Genomic DNA, 13,324 nt, shown 5'->3' on the forward strand with positions numbered 1-13,324 from the left:
TGCTGCTGACACAGCAAACGAAACAAGCGGTTTTCCAGCTGGTTTCGGTGTCTAAGCCACTGATCTTTAACAAAATACAGCCGATGAGTGTGAGTGCTTGGTTTGCCAGTCAAACAAGTGCTTACACTCAAGATTTAAAAGAAATCTTGGTTTTTAACCAAGTGTTTCTTTGAGTAATGAGTACTAAGCCAAGTATGTAAATTCAGCTAGATTAAACGAAAGAGTTTGATCCTGGCTCAGATTGAACGCTGGCGGCATGCTTTACACATGCAAGTCGAACGGTAACAGGGTGCTTGCACCGCTGACGAGTGGCGAACGGGTGAGTAATACATCGGAATGTACCCAGTAATGGGGGATAACGCTTCGAAAGGAGTGCTAATACCGCATACGCCCTGAGGGGGAAAGTGGGGGACCGCAAGGCCTCACGTTATTGGAGCAGCCGATGGCTGATTAGCTAGTTGGTAGGGTAAAGGCCTACCAAGGCAACGATCAGTAGCGGGTCTTAGAGGACGATCCGCCACACTGGAACTGAGACACGGTCCAGACTCCTACGGGAGGCAGCAGTGGGGAATCTTGGACAATGGGCGAAAGCCTGATCCAGCAATGCCGCGTGCGTGAAGAAGGCCTTCGGGTTGTAAAGCGCTTTTGTCGGGGAGGAAATCCTAGTGGTTAATAACTACTGGGGATGACAGTACCCGAAGAATAAGGACCGGCTAACTACGTGCCAGCAGCCGCGGTAATACGTAGGGTCCAAGCGTTAATCGGAATTACTGGGCGTAAAGCGTCCGCAGGTGGCTTGATAAGATAGACGTGAAATCCCTGGGCTCAACCTAGGAATTGCGTTTATGACTGTCTCGCTAGAGTATGGGAGAGGGGGGTGGAATTCCACGTGTAGCAGTGAAATGCGTAGAGATGTGGAGGAACACCGATGGCGAAGGCAACCCCCTGGCCTAATACTGACACTCATGGACGAAAGCGTGGGGAGCAAACAGGATTAGATACCCTGGTAGTCCACGCCCTAAACGATGTCTACTAGTTGTTGGGCTTTTCGGAGCTTAGTAACGCAGCTAACGCGTGAAGTAGACCGCCTGGGGAGTACGGTCGCAAGACTAAAACTCAAAGGAATTGACGGGGGCCCGCACAAGCGGTGGATGATGTGGATTAATTCGATGCAACGCGAAAAACCTTACCTGGTCTTGACATGTACGGAATCCTTTAGAGATAGAGGAGTGCCTTCGGGAACCGTAACACAGGTGCTGCATGGCTGTCGTCAGCTCGTGTCGTGAGATGTTGGGTTAAGTCCCGCAACGAGCGCAACCCTTGCCATTAGTTGCTAACATTCAGTTGAGCACTTTAATGGGACTGCCGGTGACAAACCGGAGGAAGGTGGGGATGACGTCAAGTCCTCATGGCCCTTATGACCAGGGCTTCACACGTCATACAATGGTCGGTACAGAGGGTCGCCAACCCGCGAGGGGGAGCTAATCTCACAAAACCGATCGTAGTCCGGATTGCACTCTGCAACTCGAGTGCATGAAGTCGGAATCGCTAGTAATCGCGGATCAGCATGTCGCGGTGAATACGTTCCCGGGCCTTGTACACACCGCCCGTCACACCATGGGAGTGGGTTTTACCAGAAGTAGCTAGGATAACCTTCGGGAGTCCGGTTACCACGGTAGGATTCATGACTGGGGTGAAGTCGTAACAAGGTAGCCGTAGGGGAACCTGCGGCTGGATCACCTCCTTTCAAGAGAAAGATTGGTAGATTAAGTACTCACACTCATCGGCTGTAGATTTGAAGAATGTCGGCTTGACGACATGAAGAAGTACTAAGCAATTAGATACTTTGACATTGAGTTGGTTTGACGACGATATGGGTCAGTAGCTCAGTTGGTTAGAGCACCGTGTTGATAACGCGGGGGTCATAGGTTCGATTCCTATCTGACCCACCAGTATCACGGGGGTTTAGCTCATCTGGTAGAGCACCTGCTTTGCAAGCAGGGGGTGAACGGTTCGAGTCCGTTAACCTCCACCATTGTCTGCTGTAGAAAATAGAATTCTATGTATTGCACGTTGTTGTGTGCAGTGTATTTTATTCTGGTTTCTAAAATTAGAATGATTATTCATTTAATGATTAATTAAATATCGCTCTTTAACAAAATAGAAGAAGTAATTAATTCCAATAAACATTGTAATGGAATTTGATTTGAGAATAACTGCTTGCAGTTGTTGTTGAGTTTAGTTTCAAAGTAAAAATATTGGGTTGATTGTATCTGTTCAGTTGTGTGCTGGTCTCATGCCAGTGGAACTGAACCGCAAGTGAAATGAGAACTCACTTGCAAGTCGCAAATACGATTTCATTAATCTGAGATACGTTTTACGTGTTTGAGGTTATAGGATCAAGCGAATAAGTGCATCTGGTGGATGCCTTGGCGATGATAGGCGACGAAGGACGTGATAGCCTGCGATAAGCGTGGGGGAGCTGGCAAAGTGCTTTGATCCCACGATTTCCGAATGGGGAAACCCGGCCCTTTTGGGTCATCCTAGACTGAATACATAGGTCTAGCGAAGCGAACCCGGTGAACTGAAACATCTAAGTAACCGGAGGAAAAGAAATCAACCGAGATTCCCAAAGTAGTGGCGAGCGAAATGGGAAGAGCCTGTACGTGATAGCAGTAGACTTAATAGAATGGAATGGAAAGTCCAACCATAGTGGGTGATAGTCCCGTATATGAAAAGTCAATTGTGGTACTAAGCGTACGAGAAGTAGGGCGGGACACGAGAAATCCTGTTTGAAGATGGGGGGACCATCCTCCAAGGCTAAATACTCATCATCGACCGATAGTGAACCAGTACCGTGAGGGAAAGGCGAAAAGAACCCCGGGAGGGGAGTGAAATAGAACCTGAAACCGGATGCATACAAACAGTGGGAGCCCTTGAAAAATGGGGTGACTGCGTACCTTTTGTATAATGGGTCAGCGACTTACGTTCAGTAGCGAGCTTAACCGAATAGGGGAGGCGTAGGGAAACCGAGTCCGAATAGGGCGCATAGTTGCTGGGCGTAGACCCGAAACCAAGTGATCTATCCATGGCCAGGATGAAGGTGCGGTAACACGCACTGGAGGTCCGAACCCACTAACGTTGCAAAGTTAGGGGATGAGCTGTGGATAGGGGTGAAAGGCTAAACAAACTTGGAAATAGCTGGTTCTCCTCGAAAACTATTTAGGTAGTGCCTCATGTATCACTGACGGGGGTAAAGCACTGTTATGGCTAGGGGGTCATCGCGACTTACCAAACCATGGCAAACTCTGAATACCGTCAAGTGCGAGCATGGGAGACAGACCTGGGGTGCTAACGTCCTGGGTCAAGAGGGAAACAACCCAGACCGCCGTCTAAGGTCCCAAATGATCAATTAAGTGGAAAACGAGGTGGGAAGGCACAGACAGCCAGGATGTTGGCTTAGAAGCAGCCATCATTTAAAGAAAGCGTAATAGCTCACTGGTCGAGTCGTCCTGCGCGGAAGATGTAACGGGGCTCAAATTGATAACCGAAGACGCGGATATGACCATTTATGGCATATGGTAGAGGAGCGTTCTGTAAGCCTGTGAAGGTGTCTTGAGAAGGATGCTGGAGGTATCAGAAGTGCGAATGCTGACATGAGTAGCGATAAAGGGAGTGAAAAGCTCCCTCACCGAAAACCCAAGGTTTCCTGCGCAACGTTCATCGGCGCAGGGTGAGTCGGCCCCTAAGGCGAGGCAGAAATGCGTAGTCGATGGGAAACAGGTTAATATTCCTGTACTTGATATAAGTGCGATGTGGGGACGGAGAAGGTTAGGTTAGCCAACTGTTGGAATAGTTGGTTTAAGTGTGTAGGCGGGTGTCTTAGGCAAATCCGGGACGCTGTTAACGCTGAGGCATGATGACGATTCACTTAGGTGATGAAGTAACTGATACCCTGCTTCCAAGAAAAGCCACTAAGCTTCAGCTTATATTGAACCGTACCGCAAACCGACACAGGTGGGTAGGAAGAGTATTCTAAGGTGCTTGAGAGAACTCGGGAGAAGGAACTCGGCAAATTAACACCGTAACTTCGGGAGAAGGTGTGCCTTATAGGTGAAGAACCTTGCGTTTGGAGCTATATAAGGCCGCAGAGAAATGGGGGCTGCGACTGTTTATCAAAAACACAGCACTCTGCCAACACGAAAGTGGATGTATAGGGTGTGACGCCTGCCCGGTGCTGGAAGGTTAATTGATGGGGTGCAAGCTCTTGATCGAAGCCCCAGTAAACGGCGGCCGTAACTATAACGGTCCTAAGGTAGCGAAATTCCTTGTCGGGTAAGTTCCGACCCGCACGAATGGCGTAACGATGGCCCTACTGTCTCCTCCCGAGACTCAGCGAAGTTGAAGTGTTTGTGAAGATGCAATCTCCCCGCTGCTAGACGGAAAGACCCCGTGAACCTTTACTGTAGCTTTGCATTGGACTTTGAAGTGGTTTGTGTAGGATAGGTGGGAGGCTTTGAAGCTGAGACGCTAGTTTCAGTGGAGCCGTCCTTGAAATACCACCCTGACCCCTTTGAGGTTCTAACCTTGGTCCGTTATCCGGATCGGGGACCGTGCATGGTAGGCAGTTTGACTGGGGCGGTCTCCTCCCAAATTGTAACGGAGGAGCTCGAAGGTCGCCTAGGTACGGTCGGACATCGTACTGATAGTGTAATGGCAAAAGGCGGCTTAACTGCGAGACCGACAAGTCGAGCAGGTGCGAAAGCAGGACATAGTGATCCGGTGGTTCTGTATGGAAGGGCCATCGCTCAACGGATAAAAGGTACTCCGGGGATAACAGGCTGATTCCGCCCAAGAGTTCACATCGACGGCGGAGTTTGGCACCTCGATGTCGGCTCATCACATCCTGGGGCTGTAGCCGGTCCCAAGGGTATGGCTGTTCGCCATTTAAAGTGGTACGTGAGCTGGGTTCAAAACGTCGTGAGACAGTTTGGTCCCTATCTGCAGTGGGCGTTGGAAATTTGAGAGGGGCTGCTCCTAGTACGAGAGGACCGGAGTGGACTGACCTCTGGTGTACCGGTTGTCACGCCAGTGGCATTGCCGGGTAGCTAAGTCGGGAAGAGATAAGCGCTGAAAGCATCTAAGCGCGAAACTTGCCTCAAGATGAGATTTCCCTAGGGTTTTAAATCCTCTAAAGAGTCGTTCGAGACCAGGACGTTGATAGGTTGGGTGTGGAAGCGCAGTAATGCGTTAAGCTAACCAATACTAATTGCTCGTGAGGCTTGATCCTATAACCTGAAGCGCGTAGTGCGACGATGGATATAATCGACCCAAATACGTAGGAATGTACGTAAGTGCATGAATACGAAGATAAATACTGAAACAGTGTGGTTGGAAAGTGTAGTATAATTACTTCTTCTATTGATTTTACGAGTTAGCGTTGTAGGTTGCGGTCTGAAAAGATAGCGGCTGAATGCGATAACTCTCGTGTAGCTCGAAAGAGTTGCACCAGACAGTTTAATGTCTGGCGACCATAGCGAGGTGGTCCCCACTCCTTCCCATCCCGAACAGGACAGTGAAACACCTCAGCGCCGATGATAGTGCGGATTGCCCGTGTGAAAGTAGGTCATTGCCAGACTTCCCTATAGAGAAGCCCGATTCGAAAGAGTCGGGCTTTTTGCTGCGCGTGAAATTTAATTAAGATAATATTATTCGTGCAAGTATCGTAATAAATGCGCCGCCGAATAGAAGATATAAAAATAACAAGCCGGCAAGTAGCATCGGTTTTAATCCTGCCTGGCGAATTGCACTTACATGCGTATGCAGACCGAGTGCCGCCATTGCCATTGCTAATAAAATCGTGTCTAAGGTCAGCAATATCTCAAGGATGCTCTTTGAAAGTAAATCCAATGAATTGAAGCCAGCGATAAGAATAAAAATAAGCGCAAACCATGGAATGGTTATTTTTCCTTGTTCGGCATGGTGTGCACCATGTGTTTTGGTGAGCCACATTGAAAGAATAACTAAAAATGGTGCCAGCATCATAACGCGTATCATTTTAGTGATCATTGCTGTGGCTGCAATACCATCTCCCATTTCTTTGCTGGCAGCCACGACTTGAGCCACTTCATGAATTGTTGCACCCGTAAATACGCCAAAATCATTTGCTGATAAAATCGGCCCTATTTTTTGATTAAGATAAAATAAACTCGGATATAAAAAAATGGTGATTGTGCCAAAGATCACCACGGTAGAAACAGCCACAGCGACTTTTGATGATTGAGCTTTCAGGATAGGTTCAGTTGCAAGTACTGCTGCTGCGCCGCAGATTGCACTTCCTGCACCAATTAAGATACTTGTGTGCTGATCTAAATGAAGCCATCGAGTGCCGATCGCGTAGGCCAGTAAAAAGGTGCTTGTTAAAACGAGGGAATCAACCAAAATGCCAATTGCGCCAACATCGGCGATTTGTTGGAATGTAATTCTAAAACCATACAGAATAATTCCCCAGCGTAATAAATCACTTTTAGCAAACTGCACGCCATCACCGCAATGAGATGCAAAGCGAGGAAAAATGCTATTGCCTAATACAATTCCAAATACAATTGCGAGTAATAAGGCCGAAAAGCCCCATTGCTGCATTAAATGAGTATCACCTAAAGCAATGGATGCAATGGCAATACACCCTGTTAGCAATAGGCCAAGAAGCAGATTTTTTTTATCAACGTGGCTCATTTCAAATCTCTCTGTAAATTTGCGTGCTTTTTAGTATAGAAATAAAGCAAATTTTAAATTTAAGAAGATTGCAGATCTCTCCGATAATGCGAAGATAAAAAAAACGCCAGCAAGCTGGCGTTTTTGATTTGGCGGCTATTGAAAAGTATGCTTAAGACGCAATAAGTCCTGCCATGTTTTGGCTTTGTCGTGAACGTTTCTTTGTAAATAGCTGGGATGATAGGTCACGATGGTCGGAATGTTTTGGCATTGCTGATTTAGCAGACGTAATTCGCGAATCGGGGCCGAGGTATTGAGTACCGCTTCGGCGGCAAATTGGCCAATTGCGAGAATGGCGGTGGGTTTAAGTAATGCAATTTGACGCTGCAATAAAGGCGCGCAGGCTTTGATTTCTTGGGTATTGGGATTGCGTGAACCATGGCATTTAACAGCGTTCGTGATGAGTGTATTTTGGAGTTGCTCTTCGCCTAAACTCACTAGCATTTGATTGAGCATGCGTTGTGAAGGGCCAAAGATGGCTAAATTATGTTGTTCTTCAGCTTTATTGGGCGCATCGCTGACAATCAATAATTTCGCTTCGATGCCACCCGTCGCAAAAACCGCTTGCTGGCGTTGCTGACTGCGTGGGCAAGCTGTGCACCCCGCAATTTCAACACGTAGTTCTTCCCAGCTCAGCTCGGCAATTCGTTCGCTACGCGCATCGATGTGGCGTATTTCTTCGCTCGATAAGGTCTTGTTGTTGGGGTCGGCCGCCTCACGGTTTTGTTGTAACAAACGATGCGCTGCTGCAGCTTTGTTCGATTTGCGCTCCTGTTGGAGCACGACTGGCTTGGCCTGTGCTGCTTGCGGCGCTTCGGTGAGGTGGGCGGGTGCGACAACTTCAATTGGGCTTAATTCTGCTGGCGCCGTTTGCGCCTGAGTGCTCAGCGTTTGTAAAACAGCGTGGCGAATCCATTGCGGATTAAGGCCTAGCTCATTAAGGATGAGTGCGCGGCGATTCATGCCTTGTCCTCCAAATGCAGGGTATAGAGCAGTGCATCTTCTCTACCTTCGCTTGTAGGGTAATACCCTTTGCGTCGGCCTGATGGCGTGAAGTCGTGCTTTACGTATAGCGCCCGCGCTGCTTGATTGGACTCCCTAACTTCTAAAAATAGTACCACGATGCCATTGCGTAATAATTGGGCTTTGAGTGCCGTGAGTAGCTGGCTTGCCCAATGTTGACGTTGCCATTGTGGCGCAATGGCAATGAGTAGCAATTCAGCCTCGTCCAAAGTCACCATGCAAACGCTAAAACCGATTAATTCATCCTGCAGCCACAATCCATCGCATTGATGATGATTGAGCGAGTCGAGCCATTGCGCCGCAGTCCAAGGATGAGGATTGGTTGCGGTATCTATAGCAAGCACGGCGGAAAGATCGGCTTCAGTCAGCCGTTTAAGCATTATTTCTGCACCCGTTCATGGGTTTTAAGCGCCACTTTGTCACGTAAATAAACCAGCTCAGCTTCATCAGCCGGCCGGCCTTGGCCGGCCGCAAAAGTAGGCAAAGCAAGTGTCAGTAATTGCGCGGCATGGGGGAAAAACTCGCTACGAACGGTATCGATTTTTGCACCTAAACGCGCGTCGAGCGGGGCTTGATACACGCTAAAACCATTGCCGACCCCAGTATAACCATCACCATCAGGCATGGGCACGTCTTCTGGATTGCACACCAAGGCTGCAATGAGAGTCGTCCATTGGCCGTTGCGTTTTTCAAAGGCAGAAAAATAAACTTGGTTCATGCGGGCATCTAGACAACTCACTACCCGTATAGCGCCAGAAGCCTCAGCAATCGCCAGCAAGGTCGATATACCGACTACAGGTATATTTCGAGCAAATGCCAAGCCTTGGGTAATGCCACAACCAATGCGTAAGCCAGTAAATGAACCGGGTCCACTTGGATAGGCAATGCCTTCGATATCGCGCATGGTTAGACCACATTCATTCAAAAAAGTCTGTAAATACGGTAGCGTGACTTCACTTTGTTTTTGTCCAACTAGCCATTCGCGTGACACGATCCCACTTGGGGTATTAATGGCAAAGGACAAATGTTCGGATGAGGTTTCAATCGCTAAAAAAGGCATGGTAGACGCAAGTTACAAAGAATGAAGTGTGATTCTAACACGCCAACTGCGTGGCGATTGCTGCCGATTGACCGAGTCTGGCTTATCATGGACAAATGAAATCTTACCTACTGCTACTACTGTCTTTATATCTGCTGCCAGCTTACGCTGAGCATGCAATTTCGCTTGGCGATGCGCCAAAATATGCCGCTGGCTTTTACTGCGTTTGATTATGTGAATTCCGCAGCACCAAAAGGCGGCGCGATTATTTTACCCAATCCGGATCGGCGCAATAGTTTTGATTCATTTAATCCTTTTATTATTAAAGGTACATCGGCAGCGGGCGTAGGGGCGCTCATGTTTGAGTCGCTAGGGGTGATGAGTTGGGATGAAACCGCCACCATGTATGGGCTATTGGCCAAAGAGATCAAAGTGGCCAAGGATGGCTTATCGGTGACGTTCGTTTTAAACCCTGCGGCGCGGTTTAATAACGGGCAAAAGGTGACGGCTGCTGATGTCAAACACAGTTTTACCGTTCTCAATAGTCGCTTGGCCGCGCCGCAATATGCATCGCAATTGCGCGACGTGGCGGGCGTTGATGTGCTTGATTCGCAAACCATTGTGTATCGCTTTAAAACCGCCAATCGCGAATTGCCACAAATCGTCGGCACGCTGCCGGTGTTTTCTCAGCAATGGGGCGCCGGCAAAACGTTGGATAAAATTGCCCTAGAACCGCCGATTAGCAGTGGCCCGTACCAGATTAAAGACTACAAGCTCGGCCAATCGATCCGTTATCAACGGCGTAGTGATTACTGGGGCAACAATCAGCCAACTCGGCGTGGGCAATATAATTTTGATCAAATTACCTATCGCTATTACCAAGATGAAACCGCCAAACTTGAGGCATTTAAAGCCGGTGAATTTGATTTCATCACCGAATATGGCGCGCGAAATTGGGCTCGGCAATATCAAGGGCCTAAGTTTCGCTCAGGAGAAATTAAAAAAAGCGAATTGCGCCACCACAATAGCAGTGGCATGCAAGGCTATGTGATGAACCTGCGCCGCCCGCTGTTTGCCGATCTTCGCGTGCGGCAAGCCTTGGGCTTAGCACTTGATTTTGAATGGTTAAATCGCCAATTGTTTTACCGCCAGTATCAACGTCTCAATAGCTTTTATGCCAATAGCGAACTTGCCGCCAGCGGCGCGCCGACCGCGCAAGAATTACAACTATTAAAACCACTGCAATCGCAATTGCCCGCCGCAACGTTGACTACGCTCGCGGCACCACCCAATACCGATCCGCCCAATTCATTACGACAAAACCTCAGGCAAGCGCGCGAATTATTAAAACAAGCGGGTTGGCAATACCGCGATGGCGCTTTGCGTAATGCGCGTGGCGAGCCTTTTGAATTTGAGCTGTTAGATGATGGCGGCCCCATGGGGCGGGTATTTCCGCCGCTGGCGCGCAATTTAGCCAAGCTGGGTATTGTTGTTAAACAGCGCGATATTGATTTTGCTTTATACCAACGCCGACTGGATGATTTTGACTTTGATATGGTGGTGTTGCGCTTTCCGAATGTACAAAGCCCAGGCCAAGAGCTTCTCGATTATTACGGTAGTCAAGCTGCCGACACCAAGGGTAGCAGCAATGTGATTGGCTTAAAAAGCCCGGCGATTGATCGCTTGATTGAGCATGTGTTGCAGGCCCCAAATCGCCAACAGCAAATTACCGCCGTCCACGCTCTTGATCGCGCCTTACTCGCAGGGCATTACATTATTCCGCATTGGTATAGCGCCACCCACCGCGCCGCATGGCGTGACCGTTTTGCGATGCCCAAAACGATGCCGCTGTATTATCAGGCGGGGGATTGGATGTTGGCGACGTGGTGGCAGAAGTCGCCGTAGGCTTAATTGGTTTTTCGATGAGTAAGGTTTTAATGCATGCTGCATCATCTTTCTTTTGGCGTTAAGGATTTAAACTTATCTGGACTATTTTATGATGCAGCGCTGTCTGCCTTGGGCTTTCGTCGCGTTTTCGAAGATGATTCCGCAATAGGTTATGGTTTGATCGATGGCAAAGATCTTTTTTGTATCAAGCTTCGTCCCGATGCCGTGCCGCCTAGTGGTGGATTTCATTTGGCATTTGCTGCGCCGTCGCGAAATGCTGTGGACCAGTTTTATCATGCCGCGCTTAAAGTTGGCGGTCTCTGTAATGGCGCTGCTGGATTACGGCCTCAATATGGCGCGTATTATTACGCCGCATTTTTGATTGATCCTGATGGTTATCGGATTGAAGCAGTGATCAATACGCCGCTTTGATGTGTATTGAATGAGTTAAAGGCTAGAGCGAATGCTGCACTACATCCTCAAACGTTTACTGCTAATGATCCCCACCTTGCTGGGTGTGTTGTTGGTGAGTTTTGTCGTGATTCAATTTGTTCCCGGTGGGCCGGTGAAGCAGATGGTGTATCAACTTAAAGGGCGCGGTGCTGCTGAAGCAGCGGGCAATACCTCGGTAGGGTCGTCAAGCAGTTATCAGGCGGCGCGGGGCTTAAGCGAAGAGCAACTGAGCCAAATTAAGGCGCAATATGGTTTTGATCAACCGGCGCCGGTGCGTTTTTGGCAAATGCTAAAAAACTACGCGACGTTTAATCTGGGCGACAGTTGGTTTCGCCACGCCAGTGTCACGCAATTGATTTGGGATAAATTGCCGGTGTCGATGAGCTTGGGAATTAGCAGTTTACTGCTGACGTATTTGATTGCGGTGCCGCTGGGCGTGGCCAAAGCGCTGCGCCATGGCTCGCGTTTTGATGCGGTGACCACGGTGATGCTGATGGTGGGGTATGCGATTCCATCGTTTGTGTTGGGGGTGGTGTTATTGGTGTTATTTGGTGGCGGCTCATTTTGGGCGGTGTTTCCGTTGCGAGGGTTAACCTCCGATGATTTTGCGACGATGTCTTGGTCGGCGCAGGTGATGGATTTTTTCTGGCATTTGGCTTTGCCGGTGACGGCGTTGGTGGTGGCGGGATTTGCTAGCTTAACGATGCTGACCAAAAATAGTTTTCTAGAGGAAATTCATCAGCAGTATGTCACCACAGCGCGGGCCAAGGGCTTGACTGAGCGACGGATTTTTTGGCGACACATTTTACGCAATGCCGCGTTGCCCTTGGTGGTGGGCTTGCCAGGGGCCATTATTGGCGCTTTTTTTACTGGTAGCTTATTGATTGAAACATTGTTTTCTCTCGATGGTTTGGGTTTGTTGGCTTACGAATCAGTGATTCGTCGCGATTATCCGGTGGTCTTAGGCACGCTGTATTTCTTTACTTTATTGGGTTTGTTGGGGCGCTTGCTGTCGGATATTGCGTATGTGGTCGTTGATCCTCGCGTGCAGTTTGGTGCGGTGGGGGCAAGCACATGAGCGAGCTGCATTCAGTAGGACCATGGGCACGAGCATGGGGACGGTTTAAATCGCAACGACGTGCGTTGGTCAGTTTATGGTTATTGGGGATTTTATTGGGCATCAGTTTGCTGGCTGAACTGGTGTCTAACGATAAGCCGTATGTGGTGCGTTATCAGCAGCAACTGTATTTCCCGCTGTTTAAAACCTATCCAGAAACCACTTTTGGTGGCGATTTTCCGACGCCAAGCGATTATCTCGATCCATTTATGCAGCAGCAATTGGCTAGCGAGGGCAATTGGGCGGTCTTTCCGCCAAATCGCTATGCCGCGGATACGCTCAATTATTTTGCCAGTGCGCCCAATCCTGCGCCGCCGTCGCCCGACAACTTGCTCGGAACGGACGATAAAGGGCGTGATTTATTGGCGCGATTATTGTATGGCTTTCGCACTTCGGCGTTATTTGCGCTGGCATTGACCTTAACCGGCTCGGTGCTTGGTGTGGTGATTGGCGGGATTCAGGGCTATTTTGGCGGGCGCGTGGATTTATTTGGCCAGCGGATTTCTGAAATTTGGGCCGCATTGCCTGAGCTGTATTTATTAATTATTTTTACAGCGATTTTTGAACCTAGTTTGAGCTTATTGCTGATTTTGATGACGCTATTGGGCTGGATGGGTTTAGCCGATTACACGCGCGCGGAGTTTTTACGTCATCGCAATCGAGAATATGTGCTGGCAGCGCGTAGTATGGGTTTGAGCGATTGGCAAATTATTCGTCGCCATGTGTTACCCAATAGCTTAACGCCAGTGCTGGCGTTTTTGCCGTTTCGAATGGGGGCGGCGATTTTGGCGCTGACCAGTTTAGATTTTCTGGGGCTTGGCGTGGGCCAACAAACCGCCTCGCTCGGTGAATTGTTGGCACAAGGGAAGGCCAATTTAGATGCGTGGTGGATTTCGATGTCGACGTTTGCCGTGTTGCTGAGCTTGATGTTGCTGCTGGTATTTATTGGTGAAGGCCTACGGCAAGCACTTGATCCGCGCAGCAAGGTTGGCTGAGGCCTGTCACCACAAAAAGCCAAACCTAAGCTTTTT

Annotated in this window: 8 protein-coding genes, 2 tRNA genes and 3 rRNA genes; 9 read left to right on the top strand and 4 right to left on the bottom strand. The window is 48.9% G+C overall.

All coding sequences use genetic code 11. The features are described from left to right. Positions 1-213: 213 nt before the first annotated feature. From GKO28_RS14695 to rrf, 5 genes are all read left to right on the top strand, one after another. Positions 214-1,747 (top strand): 16S ribosomal RNA (locus tag GKO28_RS14695). A gap of 128 nt (positions 1,748-1,875) precedes the next feature. After that, positions 1,876-1,952 (top strand) — tRNA-Ile (locus GKO28_RS14700). Between the two features lie 7 nt (positions 1,953-1,959). After that, positions 1,960-2,035 (top strand) — tRNA-Ala (locus tag GKO28_RS14705). Between the two features lie 362 nt (positions 2,036-2,397). Beyond that, positions 2,398-5,290: ribosomal RNA gene (locus tag GKO28_RS14710) — 23S ribosomal RNA — on the top strand. Positions 5,291-5,523: 233 nt separating this feature from the next. Then, positions 5,524-5,638 (top strand): 5S ribosomal RNA (gene rrf / locus GKO28_RS14715). Together the 16S, 23S and 5S rRNA genes with 2 tRNA genes alongside form the textbook arrangement of a ribosomal RNA operon. Before the next feature lie 59 nt (positions 5,639-5,697). On the opposite strand, the gene GKO28_RS14720 is transcribed toward rrf, so the two are convergent. From GKO28_RS14720 to tsaB, 4 genes are all read right to left on the bottom strand, one after another. Beyond that, positions 5,698-6,735 carry a YeiH family protein gene (locus GKO28_RS14720; RefSeq protein WP_182076817.1) on the bottom strand — a complete coding sequence of 346 codons (1,038 nt, stop codon included), beginning with the start codon at positions 6,733-6,735 and terminating at the stop codon, positions 5,698-5,700. A 135-nt stretch (positions 6,736-6,870) separates the two neighbouring features. After that, a complete protein-coding gene (locus tag GKO28_RS14725; RefSeq protein WP_182076819.1) occupies positions 6,871-7,737 on the bottom strand; it encodes a uracil-DNA glycosylase in 867 nt (288 codons plus the stop codon). Beyond that, positions 7,734-8,177, bottom strand: a complete 444-nt coding sequence (gene rimI, locus GKO28_RS14730; protein ID WP_182076820.1) for a ribosomal protein S18-alanine N-acetyltransferase — start codon at positions 8,175-8,177, stop codon at positions 7,734-7,736. Before rimI ends, GKO28_RS14725 begins: the two co-directional genes overlap by 4 nt. After that, on the bottom strand, positions 8,177-8,857 hold the full coding sequence (gene tsaB / locus GKO28_RS14735) for a tRNA (adenosine(37)-N6)-threonylcarbamoyltransferase complex dimerization subunit type 1 TsaB (protein WP_182076822.1): 681 nt from the start codon (positions 8,855-8,857) through the stop codon (positions 8,177-8,179). Before tsaB ends, rimI begins: the two co-directional genes overlap by 1 nt. Positions 8,858-9,010: 153 nt before the next feature. Here tsaB and GKO28_RS14740 point away from each other — a divergent pair, with 153 nt between their 5' ends. Genes GKO28_RS14740 through GKO28_RS14755 form a run of 4 tightly spaced genes read left to right on the top strand, consistent with a single transcriptional unit; the run spans position 9,011 to position 13,288 of the window. Further along, entirely contained in the window at positions 9,011-10,741 is a 1,731-nt protein-coding gene (locus GKO28_RS14740; RefSeq protein ID WP_203564187.1) for an extracellular solute-binding protein, read from the top strand. Between the two features lie 36 nt (positions 10,742-10,777). Next, positions 10,778-11,155 (top strand): VOC family protein, encoded by a 378-nt coding sequence (locus GKO28_RS14745; protein WP_182076823.1) that lies wholly within the window; start codon positions 10,778-10,780, stop codon positions 11,153-11,155. Positions 11,156-11,186: 31 nt separating this feature from the next. After that, a complete protein-coding gene (locus GKO28_RS14750; RefSeq protein ID WP_182076825.1) occupies positions 11,187-12,254 on the top strand; it encodes an ABC transporter permease subunit in 1,068 nt (355 codons plus the stop codon). Next, on the top strand, positions 12,251-13,288 hold the full coding sequence (locus GKO28_RS14755) for an ABC transporter permease (protein ID WP_182076827.1): 1,038 nt from the start codon (positions 12,251-12,253) through the stop codon (positions 13,286-13,288). The genes GKO28_RS14750 and GKO28_RS14755 overlap by 4 nt, the downstream gene beginning before the upstream one ends. Positions 13,289-13,324: the final 36 nt, after the last annotated feature.

The organism is Deefgea sp. CFH1-16 (assembly GCF_016881365.1).
Lineage (GTDB): Bacteria > Pseudomonadota > Gammaproteobacteria > Burkholderiales > Chitinibacteraceae > Deefgea.

What these genes read in the sequence shown, in the direction of transcription:
- GKO28_RS14720 (WP_182076817.1), bottom strand. Translation starts at nt 6,735, where the DNA reads ATGAGCCACGTTGATAAAAAAAATCTGCTTCTTGGCCTATTGCTAACA.
- GKO28_RS14725 (WP_182076819.1), bottom strand. Translation starts at nt 7,737, where the DNA reads ATGAATCGCCGCGCACTCATCCTTAATGAGCTAGGCCTTAATCCGCAA.
- rimI (WP_182076820.1), bottom strand. Translation starts at nt 8,177, where the DNA reads ATGCTTAAACGGCTGACTGAAGCCGATCTTTCCGCCGTGCTTGCTATA.
- tsaB (WP_182076822.1), bottom strand. Translation starts at nt 8,857, where the DNA reads ATGCCTTTTTTAGCGATTGAAACCTCATCCGAACATTTGTCCTTTGCC.
- GKO28_RS14740 (WP_203564187.1), top strand. Translation starts at nt 9,011, where the DNA reads ATGCAATTTCGCTTGGCGATGCGCCAAAATATGCCGCTGGCTTTTACT.
- GKO28_RS14745 (WP_182076823.1), top strand. Translation starts at nt 10,778, where the DNA reads ATGCTGCATCATCTTTCTTTTGGCGTTAAGGATTTAAACTTATCTGGA.
- GKO28_RS14750 (WP_182076825.1), top strand. Translation starts at nt 11,187, where the DNA reads ATGCTGCACTACATCCTCAAACGTTTACTGCTAATGATCCCCACCTTG.
- GKO28_RS14755 (WP_182076827.1), top strand. Translation starts at nt 12,251, where the DNA reads ATGAGCGAGCTGCATTCAGTAGGACCATGGGCACGAGCATGGGGACGG.